The sequence below is a fragment of the Streptomyces sp. NPDC126499 genome, from assembly GCF_040302485.1.
Lineage (GTDB): Bacteria > Actinomycetota > Actinomycetes > Streptomycetales > Streptomycetaceae > Streptomyces.
Window position 1 is genome coordinate 285,678 of record NZ_JBEOUO010000004.1, and the last position, 23,700, is coordinate 309,377.

Annotated in this window: 15 protein-coding genes; 7 read left to right on the forward strand and 8 right to left on the reverse strand. The window is 74.0% G+C overall.

Going from position 1 to position 23,700, the window contains the following annotated elements; all coding sequences use genetic code 11:
• Positions 1-26: 26 nt before the first annotated feature.
• The 4 genes from ABTZ91_RS08040 to ABTZ91_RS08055 all read right to left on the reverse strand — a co-directional run bounded on the left by ABTZ91_RS08040 (position 27) and on the right by ABTZ91_RS08055 (position 6,581).
• Positions 27-1,376, reverse strand: coding sequence for a maltokinase N-terminal cap-like domain-containing protein (locus ABTZ91_RS08040; protein WP_352076277.1), 1,350 nt, complete (start codon positions 1,374-1,376; stop codon positions 27-29).
• Between the two features lie 244 nt (positions 1,377-1,620).
• On the reverse strand, positions 1,621-3,315 hold the full coding sequence (gene treS, locus ABTZ91_RS08045; RefSeq protein WP_352076278.1) for a maltose alpha-D-glucosyltransferase: 1,695 nt from the start codon (positions 3,313-3,315) through the stop codon (positions 1,621-1,623).
• Positions 3,312-5,306, reverse strand: a complete 1,995-nt coding sequence (locus tag ABTZ91_RS08050; protein ID WP_352076279.1) for an alpha-1,4-glucan--maltose-1-phosphate maltosyltransferase — start codon at positions 5,304-5,306, stop codon at positions 3,312-3,314. Before ABTZ91_RS08050 ends, treS begins: the two co-directional genes overlap by 4 nt.
• A gap of 345 nt (positions 5,307-5,651) precedes the next feature.
• Complete coding sequence (locus ABTZ91_RS08055) at positions 5,652-6,581, reverse strand: NmrA family NAD(P)-binding protein (protein ID WP_352076280.1); 930 nt, start codon at positions 6,579-6,581, stop codon at positions 5,652-5,654.
• Positions 6,582-6,699: 118 nt separating this feature from the next.
• Between ABTZ91_RS08055 and ABTZ91_RS08060 the strand changes: the two genes are divergently transcribed.
• The 6 genes from ABTZ91_RS08060 to glgP all read left to right on the forward strand — a co-directional run bounded on the left by ABTZ91_RS08060 (position 6,700) and on the right by glgP (position 16,376).
• Positions 6,700-7,713 carry an AraC family transcriptional regulator gene (locus tag ABTZ91_RS08060; protein ID WP_352076281.1) on the forward strand — a complete coding sequence of 338 codons (1,014 nt, stop codon included), beginning with the start codon at positions 6,700-6,702 and terminating at the stop codon, positions 7,711-7,713.
• Between the two features lie 161 nt (positions 7,714-7,874).
• The gene (locus ABTZ91_RS08065; protein ID WP_352076282.1) at positions 7,875-9,287 is read left to right on the forward strand and encodes a 4-hydroxyphenylacetate 3-hydroxylase N-terminal domain-containing protein; all 1,413 of its coding nucleotides are present in this window, start codon (positions 7,875-7,877) and stop codon (positions 9,285-9,287) included.
• Positions 9,288-9,301: 14 nt separating this feature from the next.
• Positions 9,302-11,107 carry an MFS transporter gene (locus ABTZ91_RS08070; RefSeq protein WP_352076283.1) on the forward strand — a complete coding sequence of 602 codons (1,806 nt, stop codon included), beginning with the start codon at positions 9,302-9,304 and terminating at the stop codon, positions 11,105-11,107.
• A 63-nt stretch (positions 11,108-11,170) separates the two neighbouring features.
• On the forward strand, positions 11,171-12,271 hold the full coding sequence (locus ABTZ91_RS08075; protein ID WP_352076284.1) for a monodechloroaminopyrrolnitrin synthase PrnB family protein: 1,101 nt from the start codon (positions 11,171-11,173) through the stop codon (positions 12,269-12,271).
• Between the two features lie 125 nt (positions 12,272-12,396).
• The gene (locus tag ABTZ91_RS08080; protein ID WP_352076285.1) at positions 12,397-13,743 is read left to right on the forward strand and encodes an FAD-dependent monooxygenase; all 1,347 of its coding nucleotides are present in this window, start codon (positions 12,397-12,399) and stop codon (positions 13,741-13,743) included.
• Between the two features lie 77 nt (positions 13,744-13,820).
• Entirely contained in the window at positions 13,821-16,376 is a 2,556-nt protein-coding gene (gene glgP, locus ABTZ91_RS08085) for an alpha-glucan family phosphorylase (protein ID WP_352076286.1), read from the forward strand.
• Between the two features lie 256 nt (positions 16,377-16,632).
• Here glgP and ABTZ91_RS08090 read toward each other — a convergent pair whose 3' ends face one another.
• The 4 genes from ABTZ91_RS08090 to ABTZ91_RS08105 all read right to left on the reverse strand — a co-directional run bounded on the left by ABTZ91_RS08090 (position 16,633) and on the right by ABTZ91_RS08105 (position 22,073).
• Positions 16,633-18,192, reverse strand: coding sequence for a histidine kinase (locus tag ABTZ91_RS08090; protein WP_352076287.1), 1,560 nt, complete (start codon positions 18,190-18,192; stop codon positions 16,633-16,635).
• On the reverse strand, positions 18,185-18,841 hold the full coding sequence (locus ABTZ91_RS08095) for a response regulator transcription factor (protein ID WP_352076288.1): 657 nt from the start codon (positions 18,839-18,841) through the stop codon (positions 18,185-18,187). The genes ABTZ91_RS08090 and ABTZ91_RS08095 overlap by 8 nt, the downstream gene beginning before the upstream one ends.
• Before the next feature lie 82 nt (positions 18,842-18,923).
• A complete protein-coding gene (locus ABTZ91_RS08100; RefSeq protein WP_352076289.1) occupies positions 18,924-20,957 on the reverse strand; it encodes a M4 family metallopeptidase in 2,034 nt (677 codons plus the stop codon).
• Between the two features lie 216 nt (positions 20,958-21,173).
• Positions 21,174-22,073: a TetR/AcrR family transcriptional regulator C-terminal domain-containing protein gene (locus ABTZ91_RS08105; protein WP_352076290.1), complete on the reverse strand. Its 900-nt coding sequence runs from the start codon at positions 22,071-22,073 to the stop codon at positions 21,174-21,176.
• Positions 22,074-22,200: 127 nt separating this feature from the next.
• Here ABTZ91_RS08105 and ABTZ91_RS08110 point away from each other — a divergent pair, with 127 nt between their 5' ends.
• Complete coding sequence (locus ABTZ91_RS08110; RefSeq protein ID WP_352076291.1) at positions 22,201-23,688, forward strand: MFS transporter; 1,488 nt, start codon at positions 22,201-22,203, stop codon at positions 23,686-23,688.
• Positions 23,689-23,700 lie beyond the last annotated feature (12 nt).

The window sequence follows — 23,700 nt, forward strand, 5'->3', positions numbered from 1 at the left end:
GCACCGGGGACGGGCGACGGCGTGGGTCACTCCGCCCCCGCCAGGCGTTCGATCGCCGCCATCGGGACCGGGAGCCAGTCCGGGCGGTGGCGGGCCTCGTAGACGACCTCGTAGACGGCCTTGTCCGTCTCGTAGGCGCGGAGCAGCGCCGGATGGTCGCGGGGGTCCGTGCCGGACGCCTCCGCGTAGCCGGTGCAGTAGGCGGCGCGGCAGCGGGCCGCCCACTCCGCGTTCCAGGGGCGGTGCGTGCGGGCCGCGTAGTCGAAGGAGCGGAGCATGCCGGCGATGTCGCGGACCGGCGGCTGCGCGCTGCGCCGCTCGTCCAGCGGCTTGGCCGGCTCGCCCTCGAAGTCGATCACCGCCCACGCCCCGTCGGAACCCCGCAGCGTCTGCCCGAGGTGCAGGTCGCCGTGGATGCGCTGGAGCCGGCCCGAGCCGAGCGAGTCGCCGGCCGCCGCGAACACGGCCCGCAGCCCCGGTACGTACGGCAGCAGCGCGGGGACGGCCTGGGCGGCGCTGTGCAGCCGGGCGTCCATCGCCGCCGCCAGGTGCTCGGCCCGGTCGCGCGGCAGCCGCTCGGTGGGCAGGGCGGTGGCGAGCGCCAGGTGGACCTCCGCGGTGGCGCGGCCCAGTGCGTGCGCCTCCCGGGTGAACTCGCGCCCCTCGGCGAGCGCGTCGAGGGCGAGGCGCCAGCCGTCCCGGGAGCCCCGCAGATAGGGCTGCAGCACCCCGAGCGTCGCCGAGCCCGTCTCGAACCAGGCGACCGGCGCCGGGACCCGGGCGCAGCCGGCCCGGGAGAGGGCCAGCGGCAGCTCCAGGTCCGGGTTGGCGCCCGGACTGACCCGCCGGAAGATTTTGAGGATGAACGAATCTCCATAGACGAGGGACGAGTTGGACTGCTCGGCGTCCAGGACCCGGGGCGCGAGCGCGGGCGGCAGCGGGGCCGTGGCGTGGAAGCGCAGCGGCCCGATCCGGCCGGGGCTGCGCAGCCGTTCGTAGAGCAGCCCGGCGAGCCGCGGGTCGCGCAGGGCCTCGTAGACCGCCCGTCCGGCGAGCGGGCCCTGGCGGATCCGGCCGATCAGGGCGGGGGCGAGGCGCGGCGGCAACTGGCCGCGCACGCCCAGGAGTACCTGGTAGCAGTCGGCGGGCGTCCCGGCCGGCCGGCCGGGTTGCTCCACTCGTACGAGCAGATGGAGCAGACCGGGTCCGGTGCCGTCCAGCGGCAGCAGCTCGGTGGCCGCGTCCAGGGTGAACCCGGTGACCCGGCGGCCCTTGCCCGCGAACCAGCGCTGCCGGGGCAGCCAGGTGTGCAGCAGGGGTGTGAGCGACGGTAGGAGGGCATCCGGGGCCCGGGTGGTGGATGCGGTCTCCGGCATGGCATCGCGTCCTTTCCCCGGGGTGCGCAAGGGGTGTTCGTAAGTGTTCAAATGCGCAGAGTGTCCCGGATGGCGGCTTCGGCTGTCCGGCTGTGCGGGACGTGTCGAGGGGGAAGATCCGTATGGGCCCGGCAAGAAGGCCCGTATGGACCTGAAGTACAGGGAGTGAGCGTTGTGTCACACAGTGCCCAGGGTGGGGCGGGGGAAACCGCCCCACACGGGACAGAACTGAATCGACGGTACTTCAGGACTGCTTGAGGCGGAACCAGTAGAAGCCGTGCCCGGCGAGCGTCAGCAGATACGGCCACTGTCCGATCGGCGGGAACTCCACCCCGCCGATCAGCTCCACCGGCTTCGCCCCGTCGAAACGGCGCAGGTCCAGCTCGGTCGGCTGGGCGAACCGGGAGAAGTTGTTCACGCACAGCACCAGGTCGTCGGCATCCTCGCGGAGGAAGGCGAGCACGGCCGGGTTGGACGAGGGCAGTTCGGTGTACGTGCCGAGCCCGAAGGCCCGGTTCTGCTTCCGGATCTCGATCATCCGCTTCGTCCAGTGCAGCAGCGAGGACGGTGAGGCCATCCCCGCCTCCACGTTCGTCACCTGGTAGCCGTGCACCGGGTCCATGATGGCCGGCAGGTACAGCCGCCCCGGATCACAGGACGAGAAGCCCGCGTTGCGGTCCGGGGTCCACTGCATCGGGGTGCGCACCCCGTCCCGGTCGCCCAGCCAGATGTTGTCGCCCATGCCGATCTCGTCGCCGTAGTACAGCACCGGCGAGCCCGGCAGGGAGAACAGCAGGGCGGTGAACAGCTCCATCTGCTTGCGGTCGTTGTCGAGGAGCGGCGCGAGCCGCCGCCGGATGCCGATGTTGGCCCGCATCCGCGGGTCCTTGGCGTACTCGGCGTACATGTAGTCGCGCTCTTCGTCCGTGACCATCTCGAGGGTGAGCTCGTCGTGGTTGCGCAGGAAGATGCCCCACTGGCAGCCGGAGGGGATCTCCGGGGTCTTCGCCAGGATCTCGGAGACCGGGTAGCGGGACTCGCGCCGCACGGCCATGAAGATCCGCGGCATCACCGGGAAGTGGAAGGCCATGTGGCACTCGTCGCCGCCCGAGCGGAAGTCGCCGAAGTAGTCGACCACGTCCTCCGGCCACTGGTTGGCCTCGGCGAGCAGCACCGTGTCCGGGTAGTGGGCGTCGATCTCCTTGCGGACCCGCTTGAGGAAGGCGTGGGTCGCGGGCAGGTTCTCGCAGTTGGTGCCCTCCTGCTGGTACAGGTACGGCACCGCGTCGAGCCGGAAGCCGTCGATGCCCAGGTCCAGCCAGAAGCGCAGCGCGGACAGGATCTCCTCCTGGACCGCCGGGTTCTCGTAGTTGAGGTCCGGCTGGTGGGAGAAGAAGCGGTGCCAGTAGTACTGCTTGCGGACCGGGTCGAAGGTCCAGTTGGAGGTCTCGGTGTCGACGAAGATGATCCGGGCGTCCGCGAACTGCTTGTCGTCGTCCGCCCAGACGTAGTAGTCCCCGTACGGGCCGTCCGGATCGGCGCGCGACTGCTGGAACCACGGGTGGGCGTCACTGGTGTGGTTCATGACGAAGTCGATGATCACGCGCATCCCGCGGGCGTGGGCCGCGTCCACGAACTCCACGAAGTCGGCCAGGTCGCCGAACTCGGGCAGCACCGAGGTGTAGTCGGCGACGTCGTAGCCGCCGTCCCGCAGCGGTGAGTTGAAGAACGGCGGCAGCCACAGGCAGTCCACGCCCAGCCACTGGAGGTAGTCCAGGCGGGACGTGATGCCCTTCAGGTCGCCGACTCCGTCGCCGTTGCTGTCCTGGAAGGAACGGACCAGGACCTCGTAGAAGACCGCCCGCTTGAACCACTCGGGATCGCGGTCCTTGGCGGGGGTGTCCTCGAAGGTGTCGGGGACGGGCTCGTTGACAGTCATGATGTGGGTGACCCTCCGGTCTGCGGGGACGGTCGCAGGACGAGTACGTGCGCGGGCGTGACACCCGGCTGTAGACGCACGTAGTTGGCCCTGCCCCAGTGATAGGTCTCGCCGGTGAGCTCGTCGCGCACCGGCACGGTCTCGTGCCAGGCGAGGCCGAGTTCCGGCATGTTCAACGAGACCTTGGCCTCCTGGGTGTGGTGGGGGTCGAGGTTGGCGACCACCAGAACGGTGTTCGGCCCCGAACGCTTGCTGTACGCGATGACGGCGTCGTTGTCGGTCTGGTGGAAGGTCAGGTTCCGCAGCCGGCGCAGGGCCGGGTGACGGCGCCTGATCCGGTTCAGCGTGGTGATCAGCGGCGCGATCGACGCCCCGGAGCGCTCGGCCGACTCCCAGTCGCGCGGCCGCAGTTGGTACTTCTCCGAGTCGAGGTACTCCTCGCTGCCGTCCCGCAGCGGGGTGTTCTCGCACAGCTCGTACCCGGCGTACACGCCCCAGGTGGGGGAGAGGGTCGCGGCGAGCACCGCCCGTACCTCGAAGGCGGGCCGGCCGCCGTGCTGGAGGTAGGCGTGCAGGATGTCCGGGGTGTTCACGAAGAGGTTCGGACGCATGTACGCGGCCGTCTCCCCGGAGAGCTCCGTCAGATACTCCGTGATCTCCTGCTTGGTGTTGCGCCAGGTGAAGTACGTGTACGACTGCTGGAAGCCGATGGCCCCCAGGGTGTGCATCATCGCGGGCCGGGTGAACGCCTCCGCCAGGAAGATCACGTCCGGGTCGGCGCGGTTGATCTCCCCGATCACCCGCTCCCAGAAGACCACCGGCTTGGTGTGCGGGTTGTCCACCCGGAAGATCCGCACCCCGTGGTTCATCCAGTGCCGCAGCACCCGCACCGTCTCCGCGACGATGCCGTCCATGTTGTCGGCGGCCTTGTCGAAGGCGATCGGATAGATGTCCTGGTACTTCTTCGGCGGGTTCTCGGCGTACGCGATCGAGCCGTCCGGGCGGCGGGCGAACCACTCCGGGTGCTTCTCCACCCACGGGTGGTCCGGCGAGCACTGCAGCGCGAAGTCCAGGGCGATCTCAAGGCGCAGCTCGCGCGCCCGGGCCACGAAGGCGTCGAAGTCCTCGATCGTGCCCAGGTCCGGGTGGACGGCGTCGTGGCCGCCCTCCGGCGAGCCGATCGCCCACGGCACGCCCACGTCCTCCGGGCTCGCCGACAGCGAGTTGTTCGGGCCCTTGCGGTGGGTGACGCCGATCGGGTGGATCGGCGGCAGGTACACCACGTCGAAACCCATCGCGGCGATCGCCGGCAGCCGCTCGGCCGCCGTGCGGAAATTGCCCGGAACCGTCCGCCCCCGCACCTTCCGTACGCCCTCGGAACGCGGGAAGAACTCGTACCAGGAACCGAAAAGGGCCCGCTCCCGCTCCACCCGCAGCGGCAACTTGGGAGAGGCGCTGACCAGTTCGCGCAGCGGATGACGATCGAGGGCGGCGAGGACCCGGGGCGCGAGGGCCGCCGCGAGCCGGACCGCGGCCGGCCGGGACTCGTCGCGCAGCGTGTCCGCCACGGCGAGCACCGCCTCCCGGCCGCCGCCCTTCTTCGGCACGCCCTTGGCGGCCCGCTCGTGCAGCTCGGCGCCCTCGGCGAGGACCAGCTCGGAGTCGATCCCCGCCGGAATCTTGATCTGCGCCACATGACGCCAGGTCGTCAGCGGATCGCTCCACGCCTCGACCTGATAGGTCCACAGCCCCTCGGCGTCGGGGGTCACCTCGGCCCCCCACCGGTCGGTCCCCGGGGCCAGCTCCCGCATGGGGATCCAGGGGCCGGGCCGGCCCGACGGGCCGCGCAGCACGACATTGGCGGCGACCGCGTCGTGCCCCTCCCGGAAGACGGTGGCCGTGACCTCGAAGGTCTCGCCCACCACCGCCTTCGCGGGACGGCGGCCACAGTCGACCAGCGGGCGGACGTCCATAACGGGAATACGTCCCATGAGCGGATTCACGGCATCACCTGACGGTTCACGAGGGTGCGGGTGGTGTGCGCTCTTTCTAGCTCCGTCGACGGCCAGCGGGTTGCGGGCATCGCCGCTCCTGTGCGCGTTCACTCGGATGGCGGGTCTGAAGACAGTCCGGAGGGGTACGGAAAGGAGCCTTCCCCCGGAATTCGGGTGGGCAATCCGGCGCTTTGTTAACTACTAGGGCGTAGCCGCCGCCACAAGAACACGTCCCGGACAAGAAACCGGCCCCGTCCTTGTGGGACGGGGCCGGTTCCCCCCGGGACCGGTCCGTGGCTCCGGTTCCGGGAGGTCCTCCATTCGGCCTAACGTGGCCGTGGCTCAGGCGGGCCGGCCCTCCGTCTCGTTCGACCACACCTGCCAGGGCTGACGGGTCACCCACTCCTCCACCGGAGCCGGCGACACCCCCAGCACCTCCGCCGACACCCCGTCGTCCCCCGCCATCAGCAGCGGATCGCCACCGGCCGCCATGTAGTGGTAGATGCCCGCCACCCCCGCCGCCGTCTCCGGGCCCAGGAGCTGCGCCACCCCCCGTTCGAACAGTTCGGGCCGCAGCGGCACGTACCGCACCGTGCGCCCCAGGCCCCGCCCGAACGCCGCCGCCAGATCCTCGCCCGTCAGCGACACCGCCCCGCCGATGTCCAGGACGCGGCCCTCCAGACCCGCCCGGGTCAGCGCCGCGTACGCCGCCTCGGCCAGGTCCCGGTGCGAGAGCCACGCGGTCGGCGCCGACGCCGGCAGCGGATAGGCGAGCACGCCCTCGTCGACCAGGGCCGGACCGTTCCACGGCGAGAACAGGTTGTCCAGGTACACCGGGGGCCGTACGACCACCAGCGGCACCCCGCTCTCCCGCAGCAGCCGCTCCGCCAGCCGCCGCGTCTCGAACGCCGGCACCGAGGTCACCGCCTGCGGCACGCGCGTGTTGGCGTTGAACACCACCCGCTCCACGCCCGCCTCGCGCGCCGCCCGCGCGATGTTCGACGCGTACAGGCCGATCCGCTCCTCCTCGTACACCAGCGGCATCGTCACGAACGCGTGGGTCACCCCCTCGAACAGCCGCCGCACGTCCCGCACGACCGCCGGATCACCCGCCACGAACTCCGTCCCCCGCAACGGCGGACGGTCGCCCTCCGGGCGGCGCGTCAGGGTGCGGACCGCGTGGCCGCGCTCGGCGAGCAGCCGGGCCACGGCACCCCCCTGGAAACCGGTCGCCCCCACGACCGCCACCCGCATCGGATTCTGACTGGACATGTGTCGATGAGGCCCTTCGATAGGCTGTGACCGCTGCCGTTCCGGCCGCACTCCAGGCTCGTGGCGGCGGCTTCGTCGGTTCAATTAACAAACAGGGGCGGAAGTTGAGGGATCGTCCATGGCCACCGTGGCAACCCAGGGCACTCACCGTCGTACCGGCCGCGCCACCGAACGTCCCACCGACCGGAACGAGGCCGATCGCGACGACCTCCTGAGCGAACTCCTCACCCCCCTGCGCCTCACCGGCGTCTTCGACAGCCGCTGGCACGTCAGCGCCCCCTGGGCCATCGAGGGCGACGCCGAGGAGGGCTGCGCCGTCCTGCACTACATCGTCGAAGGCGGCTGCTGGATCACCGCCGCCGACCAGAGCCCCATCCGGCTCGGCGCCGGCGACCTCATCGTCTTCCCCACCGGAGCCGCCCACCGGCTCTCCGACCGTCCCGAACGCCAGGGCCTGCCGCTCAAGGCCGTCCTGCCCGAACGCCGGCCCGGAACCTCCGGGGAGATCCGCATCGACGGCACCGGCGCCGAGAGCCGCCTGCTGTGCGCCGGACTCCACTACGACGCCAGCGCCGCCACCGGCCTCTACCGCTCACTGCCCTGGGCCCTCGTCCTCGACGGCACCCAGGTCGACCGCGAACCGCTGCTCCGCGACACCCTGCGGCTGCTCGCCGCCACCGACCGCCCCGTCGGCCCCGGCGACCGGCTCATCACCCTGCGCGCCTTCGAGATGGCCCTCGTCCTCGCCCTGCGCCCGCTGCTGCGCGAACTCGCCGACAACCCCGACTCCCTGCCCGTCCTGCGCCACCCCGGCATCAGCCGCGCCCTGGTGGCGATCGCCACCCGCTTCGCCGAACCCTGGACCATCGACTCCCTGGCCCGCGAGGTCGGCATGTCCCGCTCCGCGTTCACCGCAGCCTTCCGCGCCCTCGTCGGCGAGTCCCCGGCCCGCCACCTCACCGGCCGCCGCATGCAGGAGGCCGCCCGCCTCCTCACCGAGACCACGCTGCCCCAGTCCTCCGTCCCGGAACGCGTCGGCTACCAGAGCGCGGTCGGCTTCCACCTCGCCTTCCGCAAGTGGTTCGGGATGACACCGGGGGAGTACCGGGCGGGGGTCGCCGACGCGGCGTGACCGCCGAGGTCTCCTGGCCGGTTCTTAACAAGCCCTGGACGGACGTTCATTGCCCCGCGGCCCCCGGCCCGTGGAGGCTTCGATGCGGCACGGCCGCGGCGTCCCTGCGAGCACCGCTCCCGCGGCACCCCCGTGGCACCCCGAGGAGAGGCGACGAACCGGTGACGAGGTCCGGGCAGGAGTATCTGGAGGCGTTACGCGACGGGCGCGAGATCTGGCTCGACGGAGAACGCGTCAAGGACGTCACCACCCATCCCGCCTTCCGCTCCGCGGCGGCCTCCTTCGCCCGCCTCCACGACCTCACCGCCGACCCCGCGCTGCGCCCCGTCCTCGTCAAGGGCGGGGTGCACCGGGCGTACGCCGTGCCCCGCTCGTACGAGGACCTGGTCGCCCGCCGTCGCGCGTACAAGGTGACGGCCGAGGCCAGTTACGGCTTCCTCGGCCGCACCCCCGACCACATGGCCTCCGGCGCGGCCGGATTCGCCGCCCTGCCCGCCGCCTTCACCGGCGAGGACTTCGACGGCGCCGACCACGCCCTCGCCTTCCACCGCAGGCTCGCCGAAGGCGACCTGCACTGCGCCTTCACCCTGACCGACCCCGCCGAGGAGGCCCTCCGGGTCGTCGCGGAACGCGACGGCGGCATCGTCGTCCGCGGCGCCAAGACCGTCGGCACCGGAGCCGTCTTCGCCGACGAGGTCCTCGTCGGCACCATCGAACCCCTCCCCGCCGACGCCACCGAGCACGCCGTCGCCTTCTCCCTGCCGCTCGACACCCCCGGCCTCACCCTGATCTCCCGCACCTCCTACGAGCAGCGCGCCCGCTCCGTCTTCGACCAGCCGCTGTCCGCGCGCTACGACGAGAACGACGCGCTCCTCGTCTGCCGGGACGTCTTCGTGCCCTGGGAGCGGGTGCTCACCTACCGCGACCCGGCCACCACCGCCGCCATGTGGTGGCGGACCCCCGCCTACCTCAACTTCACGCACCAGTCGGCGACCCGCTTCTGGACCAAGCTGGAGTTCCTCACCGGCCTCGCGATCCTCATCACCCGCTCGAACGGCACCGAGAAGCTGCCCGCCGTCACCCAGGCCCTCGGCCGGCTCCTCGGCATGGTCGCCCAGGCCAAGGCCTTCGTCCTGGCCGCCGAGGCGTCCTGGGAGGAGGTCGACGGCGGCCGCGGCGGCGTACGGACCGGGCAGGAGATCTCCTTCGCCCAGCGGATCATGGCCGGCGAGCTCTACCCCCGGGCCGTCCAGGACATCAAGCTCCTCGCCGGCGGCGCGCTCCTTCAGCTCCCCGCCAGCGGCCGCGACCTGCTCCACCCCGAACTCGGGCCGCTCCTGCGGCAGTACGTCCGCACCTCCGGCGACCCGGCCGAGGACCGGATCAAGCTGCTCAAACTCGCCTGGGACGCCCTCGGCTCCGAGTTCGCCGGCCGCCACGAGCAGTACGAGCGCTTCTACCAGGGCGCCCCGCACGTCTACCTCGCCATGCAGACCGGCGCGGGCGCCGCCGACGACTGCGAGGCGCTCGCCCGCGCCTGCCTCGACGACTACGACCTCGGGACGAGCCGGTGACGGCGGTGACGCCGGTGAGCCCGGCCCGCGGGGCGCTCCCGGTGCTCGCGGCCGTCCAGCTGCTGCTCATCATGGACACCGCGATCGTCAACGTCGCCCTGCCCTCGGTCGGCGCCGAACTGGGCTCCGGATCCGCGGGCCTGTCCTGGGTCGCCAACGCCTACCTGATCACCTTCGGCGGGCTGCTGCTGCTCGGCGGGCGCGCCGCCGACCTGCTCGGCCACCGGCGGCTCCTCCTCGCCGGCCTCGGTCTCCTCGCCGCCGCCTCCACGGCCGGCGGGCTCGCCCCGACCCCGGCCGCGCTGGTCACCGCCCGCGCCGCCCAGGGCACCGGCGCCGCCCTCGCCGCGGCCGCCGCCTTCGCGCTGCTGCTCGTCCTCTTCCCCGACGGGCCCGCCCGCCACCGCGCCCTCGGCGTCTTCGCCGCGACGGGCGGCCTCGGCGGCGTCCTCGGCACCACCCTCGGCGGCACCCTCACCGGCCTCCTGGGCTGGCGCTCCACCTTCTGGCTGAACGTCCTCGCGGCGGCGCTCCTGGCGGCACTGGCGGTACGGGTGTTGCCGGGCGCCGCCGGGACCACCGGGCAGGGCACCCCGCGCGGACCGGGCACGCGCCCGGCCACGACCCGGCCCGCGGCCGGCGAGGGCCCCGACGCCGCGGGGGCCGGGCAGGGCGCGGGTCCCGCTCCCGCGAGGGCTCGCGTCGCCGACGGGCCGGCCGCCGCGGGGGCCGACTCCGGCGCGGGTCCCGCTTCCGTGGGTGCTCGGGCCACCGACGGGCCTACCGGGTCCGGCGCGAGTCCGGCTTCGGTGAGTGCTCGGGCCACCGACGGGTCCGCCGGGCCCGGGGCGGTCGGGCGTCCGGCTTCTGCGGGGCCTGCGGCCGGACGCGGGGCCGGACCGGGCGCGGCCCCGGGCGGGGGAGCGTCGCACCCGGGGATCCCGCGGCCCCCGGTCGGCGGCTCCGGTGCGCGGCGCTTCGACGTCGCAGGCGCCCTCTCCGTCACCGCCGGGCTCGGGCTGCTCGCGTACGCCCTCGTCGGCGGCGGCGAGCACGGATGGCTGCACCCGCTGACGCTCGCCACCGCGGGCGGCGGCATCGGATCGCTCGCGGTCTTCCTGGTCGTCGAACGGCGGGCCGAGGCGCCGCTCGTGCCGCCCGCGGTGTGGCGCAGGGCCGCGCCGCGGCGGGCCAATCTGCTGGCCGCGCTGGCGCAGACCGCGCTGTTCCCGATGTTCTTCCTGGTCAGCCTCTACCTGCAGCGCGTGCTCGGACACAGCCCGCTCGGCGGCGGGCTCGGGCTGCTGCCGCTGTCGCTGGTCGTCGTGGCCACAGCGCCGCAGACCGGCCGGCTGATCTCCCGGATCGGCCTCACCCGTACCATGACCGCCGGTTTCGTCCTGCTCGCCGCCGGCACGCTCTGGCTCGGACTCGCGCTCACCCCCGACGGAAGCTTCGCCTCCACCGTCCTCGCGCCCAGCCTCGTCCTCGGCGTCGCCCTGCCGCTCGTCATGGTCACCACCAACGTCGCCGCGACCGCCGGCGCCGCCCCCGAGGAGACCGGCCTCGCCTCCGGACTCGTCAACACCGCACAGCAGTTCGGCTCGGTGCTCGGACTCGCCGTCCTCGTCGCCGTCGCCACCGCCGTCACCGGTACCCCCGGCACCCCCACCCCCGCCGCCGAGACCGGCGGCTTCCGCGCCGCGCTCCTCGTGGGCGCGGCCTTCGCAGCCGTCGCCGCGTTCCTGGCCGCACGGCCGCGTCCGCCCGCCCCCGCGACGGCGCCACCGCGCCGGGACCGGGTGGGCGACCCGCGCTGACCGCTGCCCCGAGCGGTCCGGCGCCTCGCCGACACCTCACCCACTCTCCCGAGGGGACTTCCCGTGACGCTGTACGACCTCGTCGTGCCCGGACTCGACGAACGAAGCGACCCGCGCTACCGGATGGCCGACATCCGCGCCGCCGACCCGCTCGGCGCGGACGCCGTGCTCGCCGCCCTGCCCGCGATGAACGCCGACGCGGACACCCCGGCGCTCACCGTCGCCCTGCGCGCCCTCGTCCCCGACCTCGACCGCGCCGCCGAGTGGAGCGTCGTCGACGCCCTCGCCGCCATGCGGGACCTCGGCATCCTCCTCGGCTCGCTGAAACGTCACGGCGTACAGCCCGTCGCCGCCGTCCCCGAGGTCCTGCCCGTCCTCGAACTCATCGGCCGCCGCACCGACATGGTGCCCCGCGACACCGTCCACCACTACACGGCCTGGAACCCGGCCGGGCCCCGCCGCCGCACCTACACCGGCCACCCCATGGAGGCCCACCTCCAGGAAGCCGTCCGGATGGTGTTCCCCGGCCTCGTCGCCGCCCTCGACACCTGCGCCCGCGTCGCCCGCCTCGAACCGTACGACCCCGGCTTCGCCCTCGCCCTCGACCGCACCGCCCAGCACGTCCAGTCGATCGTCGACGCCATCGACCTCACCGTCGCCCATGTCACGCCCGAGTACTTCGCCCGCACCCTGCGCCCCTACTTCGAGGAGATCGACGTCGACGGGCGCAGCTACCTCGGCCCCGCCGCCGCCCAGATACCGCTCTGGCTGATCGACCTCACCCTCTGGCAGTGCGACCGCTCGGACCCCGCCTACGACGCCTTCCTCGACGACTCGCTGCCCTACGCCCTGCCGTCCTGGCGGGCCTTCCACGCCCGGCACCGCGGCGGCGTGTCCGCCGTCAGCAAGCTGTCCGCCGCCGTCAGCTGGGAGAGCGGCCGGCGCCTCCCCCCGGAGCTCGCCGCCTCCGCCCGCTCCCTCGCCCGCGTCCTGCGCCTGCTGAAGTCCTTCCGCGCCCGGCACGTGACCCTCGCCCGCAAGGCGTACGCCGAGGAACTGCGCCGCTACGACGAGGGCAGCGGCGGCGCCCCCGTCAGCCTGCTCCGCACGATCCTCGACCTCACCCGCGACAACGAGACGCTGGTGCGCCGCGCCGTCGCCTGAGCCCCCGACCGTCCGGAAGCCCCGACCGACCGGAGACCACGACCGTCCGGGAGCCCCGACCGACCCAAAGCCCCGACCGACCGGAGACCACGACCGACCGGAAGCCCCGACCGACCGGAGACCCCATGGCCCCCCACCGTCCCCCCACCCCCCACACTCCGCACATCGTGATCGCCGGCGGCGGCATCGCCGGGCTCACCACCGCGCTCGCCCTGCACGGCGCCGGCTTCGGACGGATCACCGTCGTCGAGGCCGCCCGCCACCACCGGCCGGTCGGCGCCGGACTCAACCTCATGCCCGGCGCCGTCCGCGAACTCGACGCGCTCGGCCTGCTCCCCGCCCTCGAGTCCGGCGCCGCCCTGCGCACCCGCGAACTGCGCTACTACCACCGCTCCGGCGCCCTCATCTCCCGCGAACCGCGCGGCCTCGGCGCCGGATACCGCTGGCCGCAGCTCTCCCTGCACCGCGCCCACCTCCAACGGGTCCTCGCCGACGCCGTGCGCGAACGCCTCGGCCCCGCCGCCGTCCTCACCGGCGTACGGGTCACCGGCGTGGACGTCCGGCCGGACGGACGGCCCCGGCTGCGGCTCGCCCACCGCGACGGCGTCGGCCGCGGCGGCCGGGCCTCGCTCGAACCCGACGTGCTCGTCGGCGCCGACGGCATACGCTCCGCCGTCCGCGCCGCCCTCGACCCGGGCGAGGGCCGGCCCCCGTGGAACGGCATGGTGATCCTGCGCGGGGTGTCCCGGATGCCCGCCGAGGCCGCGGCCCGCTTCATGCTCATCGCCGGCGACGACCGGCACAAGGCCGTCGTCTACCCGATGAGCCGCCCCACCGGCGGACACGTCCTCGTCAACTGGGCACTGGCCCGCCCCGCCGACGACACGCCCGACGCGCGGACCCTCGGCGACTGGAACCGGAGCGCCGACGTCGACGACTTCCTCCACCTCTACGAGGGCTGGGAGTTCGACGGCCTGCGCGTCACCGACGTGCTCCGGGCCGCCGACACCGCCCACACCTACCCGATGGTCGACCGCGACCCCCTCGACCGCTGGAGCCACGGCCGCACCACCCTCGTCGGCGACGCCGCCCACGCCATGTACCCCGTCGGCTCCAACGGCGCCAGCCAGGCCGTCATCGAGGCCCGGGCCCTCGCCCACGCCCTGGCCGTACACGACGACCCGGTCGAGGCCCTCACCGCGTACGAGGCCCACCGACGCCCCGTCACCACGGCCCTCCAGGAGGCGGGCCGGCGGCAGGGCCCCGAGGTCGTCATCGACCTCGCGCACCGGCGTGCGCCCCACGGCTTCACCGACGTCCACGAGGTCATCCCCGCCGAGGAACTGGCCGCCATCGCCGCCCGCTACGCCGCCACCGGCGCCTTCGACCCGGCCACCGTGAACCGGGGCTCCCCCTACGGGGCGCCCTGCCGCCCCGTACGCGCCGTGGCGGGCCCCGCGCCCGTCGCCTAGGCTCCCGGGACGACAGCGGCGGCGGCACAGCGTGGTGCTTCCGCTCCGGTCCGTCACGGCCTGCGAAGGTGGAACACGTGAAGGCTATCCGTCGATTCACCGTGCGTCCCGTCCTCCCCGACACCCTTCGACCCCTCGCCGACCTGGCGCGCAACCTGCGCTGGTCCTGGCACGAACCCACCCGTGAACTCTTCGAGACCGTCGATCCCGAGGTGCTGCGCGCCGCCGACGGCGACCCCGTCCGCGCGCTCGGCTCCATCGGCGCCGGGCGGCTCGCCGCGCTCGCCGCCGACCAGGACTTCCTGGCCAGGCTGCGGGAGGCGGCCGAGGACCTCGACCGCTATCTGACCGAACCCCGCTGGTACCAGCGGCAGCCCGGCGAGCCGCCCGCCGCCATCGCCTACTTCTCGCCCGAGTTCGGCGTCACCGCCGCCCTGCCGCAGTACTCCGGCGGCCTCGGCATCCTCGCCGGCGACCACCTCAAGGCCGCCAGCGACCTCGGCGTCCCGCTCGTCGGCGTCGGTCTGCTCTACCGCCACGGCTACTTCCGCCAGTCCCTCTCCCGCGACGGCTGGCAGCAGGAGCACTATCCGGTGCTCGACCCGGGAGAGCTCCCCGTCGCCCTGCTCCGCGAGCCCGACGGCAGCCCCGCCCGGGTCACCCTCGCCCTGCCCGGCGGGCGCAGCCTGCACGCCCACATCTGGACCGCGCAGGTCGGCCGGGTGCCGCTGCTCATGCTCGACTCCGACGTCGAGGAGAACGCCCCCGGCGAACGCGAGGTCACCGACCGGCTCTACGGCGGTGGCAGCGAGCACCGGCTCCTCCAGGAGATGCTGCTCGGCATCGGCGGCGTGCGCGCCGTGCGCACGTACACCCGGCTCACCGGCACGCCGGCGCCCGAGGTCTTCCACACCAACGAGGGCCACGCCGGCTTCCTCGGCCTCGAACGCATCCGCGAACTCGGGTGCCAGGGCCTCGACTTCGACACGGCCCTGGAGCTCGTGCGGGCCGGCACCGTGTTCACCACCCACACCCCCGTGCCCGCCGGCATCGACCGCTTCGACCGCGCCCTGGTCGCCCGCCACCTCGGCGAGGACGGCGCGCTGCCCGGCGTCGACACCGGCCGGATCCTCGCCCTCGGCGACGAGACCGCGCTCGGCGGCGAGCCCGGCGTCTTCAACATGGCCGCCATGGGCCTCAGGCTCGCCCGGCGCGCCAACGGCGTGTCCACCCTCCATGGCGCGGTCAGCCGCGCCATGTTCGCCGGTCTGTGGCCGGGCTTCGACCCCGAGGAGCTGCCGCTCACCTCGATCACCAACGGCGTCCACGCCCCGACCTGGACGGCCCCCGAGGTCGCCCGGCTCGGCCCGGACGCCGGCGACCGGGAACTGTGGGAGCTGCGCCGCACCCTGCGGGGACGGCTCGTGACGGACGTACGGCGCAGGGTGCGGGAGTCCTGGCGGCAGCGGGGTGCCGCGGCCGCCGAACTCGGCTGGACCGACACCGTCCTCGACCCCGACGTGCTCACCATCGGCTTCGCCCGCCGGGTCCCCTCGTACAAGCGGCTGACGCTGATGCTGCGCGACAAGGACCGGCTGCGGGCGCTGCTGCTGCACCCCGAGCGGCCCGTCCAGCTGGTCGTCGCGGGCAAGGCGCACCCCCGGGACGACGGCGGGAAGAAGCTGGTGCGGGAGCTGGTCCGGTTCGCCGACGACCCGCGGGTGCGCCACCGGATCGTCTTCCTGCCCGACTACGGGATGGGCATGGCCCGCGGGCTCTACCCCGGCTGTGACGTGTGGCTGAACAATCCGCTGCGGCCCCTGGAGGCCTGCGGGACCAGCGGGATGAAGGCCGCCCTGAACGGCTGCCTCAACCTGTCCGTCCTGGACGGCTGGTGGGACGAGTGGTTCGAGCCCGACTTCGGCTGGGCCATCCCGACCGCCGACGGGGCCGCGGCCCTCGACGAGGACCGCAGGGACGACCTGGAGGCCGCCGCGCTGTACGAACTGATCGAGAACCGGGTCGCGCCCCGCTTCTACGACCGGGGCCCCGACGGGGTGCCGGCCGGCTGGACGGCGATGGTCCGGCGCACCCTCACCGACCTCGGCCCGAAGGTCCTCGCCGACCGCATGGTCCGGGAGTACGTGGAGCGGCTGTACGCCCCCGCGGCCGCCGACCAGCGGGCGCTCGGCCCGGACACGGCCCGGGAGCTTGCCGCCTGGAAGGCCCGGGTGCGCGCGGCCTGGCCGAAGGTGTCCGTCGACCACGTGGAGGTCGGTGACGACCTGGAGGAGGCGGACGCGGAGCTGGGGGCGACCCCGGCCGTCCGGGTCCGGGTGGCGCTCGGCGACCTCGGCCCCGAGGACGTCGAGGTGCAGGCCGTGACGGGCCGGGTGGACGCCGACGACCGGCTCCTCGACGCGCGGACCAGCGTCCTGAAGCCGGCGGGCGGCCCGGACCTGGAAGGCCGCATCCCCTACGCGGGCGCCCTCTCGCTGGACCGCACCGGCCCCTTCGGCTGCACGGTCCGGGTGCTGCCCGCCCACCCGTCCCTGGTGCACCCGGCGGAGCTGGGTCTCGTGGCACTGCCGACGGAGACGACGGGGGAGGGGGCGGGACTGCTGATGCGGTGAGGCGGTGCGGGCGGGCCCGGGGGGCCGGGGGACGTGGGTGAGGGCTTCCGGGGCCTCGGCTGCGCCGAAACCCCGGAAGCCCTCGGGGGCCGCCGCTGTCAGGGCCCGGCCGCGGGCGCTCACGGTGACCGGGCCTCGCGGCGGCCGGCCTTCGCGGCCGCCGGGTCCTCCTCACCGCACCCGGGTCCTCACCGCACCCGGGTCCTCACCACACCCGGGTCCTCACCGCACCCGGGTCCTCACCGCACCCGGGCCCTCATGGCAGCAGCGCCTTGCCGGTCAGTCGCCCGTCGGTGTAGCAGAGCCGGTACACCGGGATCGCAGCCAGCATCGTCGAGCGGTAGTACACGCACTCGTCCGTGCCGGGCGGCTCCGCCGGCACGCGGTGCGGCCGTCCGTCGAGCGGGCGGTCCGGCAGCAGCGGGGCGACCTCGGCGCGGCTCCGGCCCACCTCGATACGGGCGTAGTCCTCCGGCTCCAGATACGACTGGTGCTGGGTGTACAGGGCGACGCCCGCCATCAGCAGCCCGAGCCCGCCGAGCAGCGCGAGCGGGATCCAGATCGCCCGCGCGAGGCCCCGCCGCACCTGCCGGCGCGCCAGGTCCAGCTCCCGCGCCGACCGGGGTGCGGCGGGCCTCGGCGCGGGCGGCCGCAGCGGCAGTTCGGCCGTCAGCGCGAACCCGCCGTCGCCGGTGGCCCCGTGCGCCAGTGAGCCGCCGGCGAGCCGCACCCGCTCGTCGAGCCCGACCAGACCGGTGCCTCCCGAGGCGGCCCTGGAGGGCGCGGCTCCGGGGCCGTTGACCACCCGCACCCGCAGCGAGCGTGCGTCCTGCTCGACGACGACGCTCACGGGCGCGCCGGGCGCGTGCCGGGCCGCGTTCGTCAGGCCCTCCTGCACCACGCGGTGCAGCGCGCGGGCCGCCATCTCCGCCGGGGGCCCTGCCGAGTCGCCCCCGGCCCCGCCCTCGGCCTCGGACTCGCCCCTGCCCCCGGCCCCGGACTCGGTGAGCGTGACCGACAGGCCGGAGGCCCGGGCGCGGGCGACCAGGCCGGCGACCGTCTCGTCCGGCGGGGCCACCGGCGGCTCCTCGCCGTCCTCGCGGAGCACCCCGATGATGTCCCGCAACCGGGCGGTGGCGTCCCCCGCCGCCCGGCGCAGCTCGCCCGCCGCCTCCCGCTGGGCCGGTCCGAGTGCCGGGTCCAGTTCCAGGGCGCCCGCGCGCAGGGCGAGGAGGGCCAGTTCGTGGCCGAGGGAGTCGTGCATGTCGCCCGCGATCCGGGACCGTTCGCGCAGCCGCTCCCGGTCGGCGACCGCCGCCTGCTCGCGTTCCATCCGGTCGGCCAGCTCCCAGCCGCTGCGCACCAGCCGGTCGTACTGCCGCGCGTACCGCCCGATCAGCCAGGGGGCGATGGCGGCCAGCGCGAGGGCCAGGAGCAGCGCGAACCAGTGGACCAGGGCCCTGCCGGTCCAGAGGACCACGACGAGCCCGGCCACCGGCACCGCCCCGAACAGCCACAGGGCCGGCTGGGCCCGTTCCGCGCGGCGCCCCGCGAGATACCCGAAGGCGATCAGGGCGACGACGTACGAGGGCGCGAACGGCTCCGGTCCGAAGGACAGCGAGACCGCGACCGTGACGGCGAGCGGCGCCACCGGCCACCGCCGGGCGAGCGCCACGCACACCGCCGCGAGGACCACGCCGAGGGCCACCCGGGTCCACGAGCCGCCGTCGTCCGGATCGGAGGTGAGCAGCACGGGGGTGCTCAGCAGCAGCCACAGCAGGACGTCGAGGACCCGCCGCCGGGCCCGCTCACGCATCGGGGACCAGCCCCGCCTCGTAGGCGAGGACCGCCAGCTGCACCCGGTTGCGCAGCCCGATCCGTCCCAGGACCGCGCTCACATGGGCCTTGACGGTGGCCTCGACCACGTACAGGCGCTCGGCGATCTCCTGGTTGGACAGGCCCGCGCCGACCAGTGCCACCACCTCCCGCTCCCGCCCGGTCAGCGGGGCGAGCCGGGCGCGCGCGTCGGCGGCGCGGGCGAAGCGGGCGCCGCCGAGGGTGTCGATGACCCGGCGGGCGACGGCGGGGGAGAGGAACGCGGCGCCCTCGGCCACCGCCCGTACCCCGGCGACCAGTTCGCGCGGGTCGCCGGACTTCAGCAGGAACCCGCTGACCCCGCTGCCGAGGGCCCGCTCGATGTAGGCGTCCTCGGAGAAGGTGGTGAGCACCACCACCGCCGCCCCGGGCACCGCCCGCCGCAGCTCCTCGGCGGCCCCGAGCCCGTCGAGCCGGGGCATGCGGATGTCGAGGAGGACTACGTCGGGCCGGTGGAGGAGGGCGAGCTCGACCGCCTCGTGCCCGTCGCCCGCCTCGGCGACCACCTCGATCCCCGGGTCGGTCGCGAGGATCGCCCGCACCCCGGCCCTGATCATCGTCTCGTCGTCGGCAAGGAGGACCCTGATCATCCGGCCAGCCTACGGCGGCCCGGCATGACGACGGCGGCCCCCGGGGTGAGCGCACCCCGGGGACCGCCGGTCCGACGCCGACCTACGGGAAGGTCAGCTTGAAGCTGTTGATGTAGCCGGTGTCGATCGAGGCCTTGTCCTGGACGCGGAGCTTCCAGGTGCCGTTGGCGACCTCGGTGGAGGCGTTGACCGTGTAGGTCTGGGAGATGTTGTCGGCGCTGCCGCCGGAGCGGTTGTGCAGGTTGTAGACCGAGCCGTCGGGGGCGATCAGGTCGACGACGAGGTCACCCTTGTAGGTGTGGACGATGTCCACGCCGACGGCGAGGTTGCTCGGCGCGTTGCCGGTGACGCCGGAGACGGTCACGGAGGAGGTCACCGCGGCGCCGTTGTCCGGGATGGACACGTCGGCGTCGTTGGTGAAGACCTTGCCGGTGCCCGGGTCGCCGCCGGGGCGGGAGCCGACGTTGACGGCGGCCCAGGCGTGCTCGACCGCCTTCACCTCGGCGCTGCCCGCGCCGTACAGCTCGGTCGCCACGGCGACGGTGCCCGTGCGGGCGCCGGCGTAGTTGGTGTTGGAGCTGAACTTGGTGGTGAGCGCCTTGAACCAGATCAGCGAGGCCTTGTCCCGGCCTATGCCGGTGACGGGCAGGCCGTCGGAGGTCGGCGAGTCGTAGGTGACGCCGTTGACGGTCTTGACGCCGCTGCCCTCGGAGAGCAGGTAGTACCAGTGGTTGGCCGGGCCCGAGGAGTAGTGGACGTCGATCGAGCCGATGCCGGAGTACCAGGCGTCCTTGGACGAGCCGTCCTTGCTGGGCTTGTCCATGTAGCGCAGCGGGGTGCCGTTGCCGCGGATGTCGATCTTCTCGCCGACCAGGTAGTCGCCGGGGTCCTTGGCGTTGTTGGCGTAGAACTCGACGGCCGCCGCGAAGATGTCGGAGGTCGCCTCGTTGAGGCCGCCGGACTCGCCGCTGTAGACGAGGCCCGCGGTGTTGGAGGTGAGGCCGTGGGTCATCTCGTGCGCGGCGACGTCGATGGAGGTGAGCGGCTTGGTGTTGTTCGCGCCGTCGCCGTACGTCATGCAGAAGCAGGAGTCGGACCAGAAGGCGTTGACGTACGCGTTGCCGTAGTGCACCCGGGAGTACGGGGCGACGCCGTCGCCGCGGATGCCGTTGCGGCCGTGCACGTTCTTGTAGTAGTCCCAGGTGAGCGCGGCGCCGTAGTGCGCGTCGGCGCCCGCGGTCTCCAGGTTCTGCGGGGTGCCGTCGCCCCAGACGTCGTCGGAGCCGGAGAAGAGGGTGCCGGTGCCGGACGTGCCGCGGTTGAGGTTGTACGTCTTGTGGTTGCCGCGGGCGGCGTCGGTCAGCGTGTAGGGCCCGGTGCCGCTGGTCCCGAGGGTGACGGTGCCGGCGTACTGGGTGTTGCCGGTGCCGTTGTGGACACCCTCCCACTCGTACAGCTTCGCGCCGGTCTTCGCGTCGGTGACGACGTGCAGCTCGCTCGGGGTGCCGTCGTGCTGGATGCCGGCGACGACCGTCTCGTAGGCGAGGACGGGGGTGCCCTGGGCGGCCCACACGACCTTGCGCGGGGCGCGCTCGGCCTTGGTCTCCTTGGAGCCCTCCGCCTTCGCGAGGCCGACGGCCTGCTTCTCGGCGGCGGCCGGGGCGATGGTCGCCGCGGTGGTGTCCACCCGGGTGATGTCGGCGCGGGTGGCCTTGGTGACGGAGGTGGTGGCTCCGGCCCTGGTCTCGGCGACGATCAGGTCACCGCCGAGGACGGGCAGGCCCGCGAAGGTGCGCTCGTAGCGCGTGTGGGTCGTGCCGTCGCGGTCCTGGACGACGTCGCGGACGACCAGCTTCTCCTGGGCGCCGAGGCCGAGCCGCTTCGCCGTGGCGGCGGTGTCCGCCTGGGCGGCGCGGATCAGCGCGGTGCGCTGGGCCGGGGAGAGGTCGGCCGGCAGCTTGCCGGGGTTCGCCTGGGCGGCGGCCTGGGCCTTGGGGGCGACGGTCGAGGCGCCGTCGGCCGTGGCGGTGCCGGTCTGGACGGTCACGGCGACCATGGCGGCGGCGGCGATCAGGGCGCCGGTCGCGGTGGCGCGACGGCTGGGCGTGGATCTCACGCAGACTCCTTTTGCGAGGGGGGTACCGGAGGGCTGGGTGGGCCGTCCGGGCGGAGCAAGCAGAGCTGTGGAGCACAAACGGATGAACACGTGCGAGTGATGCGGTGAACATCGATGCGAAGAGCCGGGGAGAGACTGGCAGTTGTGGACCCCGGCTGTCAGGACCGCGTCAACAACTTGGCCGGAAATCGTCCGCTGTCCGAAGGAGGGTGTTCGTTAAGCGGACGTTTCGCCGATCAAGGCCGCGATGCCGTCCAGGGTTCTGCGCAGGCCGAATTCGAAGAGCGTCTCCAGGCTCAGATCGAACCCCTCCGCCTCGGTGAGAGAGGTGAGCAGAGGGTACGAACCGGCCGACTGGATCGCGTCGAACCGTGGCTCGTTCCGTTCCATCCACTCGCCGTCCGAGATCCCCGAATCCTGCCGGGCCCGCTCCTCCAGGTCGTCGGCCAGTCCCACCCCTTGGACATAGGCGAAGAGCGTCAGATGGGTGTAGATCTTCTGCGCCGCCGTCAGCCCGGTGCCCTGGAGGGCGGTGAGGACCCACTCCGTGTACGCCATCGCGTTGGGCGCGGCCACCGGCCGGGTGAACGACGCCATCGCGGGCGCCATCCACCGGTGCCGCGCGTACACCCCGCGCAGCCACCGCGCCGCGTGCTCGAGCCCCGCCCGCCAGTCGGCCGGAACCGGCCCCATCGGAACCTCGCCGCAGACCGCGTCCGTCATCAGCCGCACCAGCTCGCCCTTGCCCGGCACATGGCGGTACAGCGCCATCGTCGAGACCGACAGGGCGGTCCCGAGCCGGCGCATGGTGAGCGCCTCCAGGCCCTCCGCGTCCGCGAGTTCGAGCGCGGCCCGCACGATCCGGTCCCGGGAGAGCCCGGCCGCCGCCCCGTCCCCCGGCGTCGCCACCACCACCGTGCCGACGCCCGGCTCCGCGCGCACCAGACCCTCCTGGCGCAGCGCCGCGAGCGCCTTGGTGGCCGTGGCCATCGCCACGCCCCACTCCCGGGTGATGGCCCGCGTGGAGGGCACCCGGTCGCCGGGGGAGAGCTCGCCCGAGCGGATCCGGCGGCCGATCTCGGCGGCGATCGCGAGGTAGGGCGGCTGCGTGGTCACGGCCGGGCAGTGTACTAGTGCGGCCGACACGCCGTACATCGCCGCGACACGGCCTTTTCCGCTCGGCCCGACCCGGTGCACTAGCACGCGGCTGGCGGCGTACGCACCCCGCTGCTTCCCTCCCCGCATGACGCTCACCACGCCCCCGCGCACCGGCGGCGCCGACCGCGCCGGACGCCGCGAATGGACCGCGCTCGCCGTCCTGATGCTGCCCCTGCTCCTCGTCTCCATGGACGTCTCCGTCCTCTACTTCGCCATCCCGGCCATCGCCGCCGAGCTCCGCCCGGGCGCCACCGCCCAGCTGTGGATCCTCGACATGTACGGCTTCGTGCTCGCCGGACTCCTCATCCCCCTGGGCGCCCTCGGCGACCGGGTCGGCCGCCGCCGGGTCCTGCTCGCCGGCGCGGCCCTCTTCGGCGCCGCCTCGCTGGCCGCCGCACTCGCCGACAGTCCCGGCACCCTCATCGCCGCCCGCGCCCTCCTCGGCGCCGGCGGAGCCTGCCTCATGCCCTCCACCCTCGCCATGATCCGCACCCTCTTCCGGGACGAGACCCAGCGCGCTAAGGCCGTCACCGCCTGGACCGCCGTCATGGCCGGAGGGGTCTCCCTCGGCCCGGTCCTCAGCGGCGCCCTGCTCGAACACTTCTGGTGGGGCTCGGTGTTCGTCGTCAACCTGCCCGCCATGGCGCTGCTGCTGCTCCTCGGACCCGTCCTGCTGCCGGACTCCCGGGCGCCGAAGGACCGTGCCGGCCGCTTCGACCGGCCGAGCGCGCTGCTCTCGCTCGGCGCGGTGCTGCCGACCGTGTACGGCGTCAAGGAGTTCGCCGCGGACGGCCTCGCGGCCGAGCCCGCGCTCGCCGTCGTCGCGGGCCTCTGCCTCGGCGCGGTCTTCCTCCGCCGCCAGCGGCGGCTCGCCCACCCCATGGTCGACCTGGAGCTGCTGCGCCGCCCGGCCTACGGCGGGTCCGTCCTGGTCAACCTGCTCGCCATGGCGGCGACCGTCGGCTTCGCGGTCTTCCTCACCCAGTACCTCCAGTCCGTCCTCGGCCAGAGCCCCTTCGAGGCCGCCCTGTGGAGCGTGGTTCCCACCGTGGGCGTCCTGGCCGCCGCCCCGGCGGGCGCCGCGCTCGCCCGTAGGACCGACCGGGCGTACGTGGTGACGGGCGGCTTCCTCGTCGCCGCGGCCGGCTTCGCGTGGCTGACCTCCGTCGGCCTCGGCACGCCGCTGTGGGTCGTGCTGGCCGCCTGCGCCCTCTACGCGGCCGGTCTGGTCACCGTCATGACCCTCGGCAACGAACTCGCCCTCGGCGCCGCCCCGCCGGAGCGGGCCGGTGCGGCGGCCGCCGTCCTGGAGTCCGGCCAGGAGCTGGGCGGCGCCCTCGGCATGGCGCTCCTCGGCTCCGTCGGTGCCGCCGTCTACACCTCCGCCATGCCCGAGGGTGCCCCGGCCGCCGCCCGCGAGACCCTGGGCGGCGCCCTGACGGCACCGGCGCCGGTCCTGGCCGCGGCCCGCGCGGCCTTCGCCGACGCGATCGCCGCCGCCGCGACCGGCGCGGCCCTGCTCTGCCTGCTCGCCGCCGGACTCGCGTACGGCCTGCTGCGCCGCCGTACGTGAGCGGGGGCCGGG

Excerpts from the sequence above, each read along its gene's own strand:
- ABTZ91_RS08040 (WP_352076277.1), bottom strand. The coding sequence starts at position 1,376 with ATGCCGGAGACCGCATCCACCACCCGGGCCCCGGATGCCCTCCTACCG.
- treS (WP_352076278.1), bottom strand. The coding sequence starts at position 3,315 with ATGACTGTCAACGAGCCCGTCCCCGACACCTTCGAGGACACCCCCGCC.
- ABTZ91_RS08050 (WP_352076279.1), bottom strand. The coding sequence starts at position 5,306 with ATGGGACGTATTCCCGTTATGGACGTCCGCCCGCTGGTCGACTGTGGC.
- ABTZ91_RS08055 (WP_352076280.1), bottom strand. The coding sequence starts at position 6,581 with ATGTCCAGTCAGAATCCGATGCGGGTGGCGGTCGTGGGGGCGACCGGT.
- ABTZ91_RS08060 (WP_352076281.1), top strand. The coding sequence starts at position 6,700 with ATGGCCACCGTGGCAACCCAGGGCACTCACCGTCGTACCGGCCGCGCC.
- ABTZ91_RS08080 (WP_352076285.1), top strand. The coding sequence starts at position 12,397 with ATGGCCCCCCACCGTCCCCCCACCCCCCACACTCCGCACATCGTGATC.
- ABTZ91_RS08090 (WP_352076287.1), bottom strand. The coding sequence starts at position 18,192 with ATGCGTGAGCGGGCCCGGCGGCGGGTCCTCGACGTCCTGCTGTGGCTG.
- ABTZ91_RS08095 (WP_352076288.1), bottom strand. The coding sequence starts at position 18,841 with ATGATCAGGGTCCTCCTTGCCGACGACGAGACGATGATCAGGGCCGGG.
- ABTZ91_RS08110 (WP_352076291.1), top strand. The coding sequence starts at position 22,201 with ATGACGCTCACCACGCCCCCGCGCACCGGCGGCGCCGACCGCGCCGGA.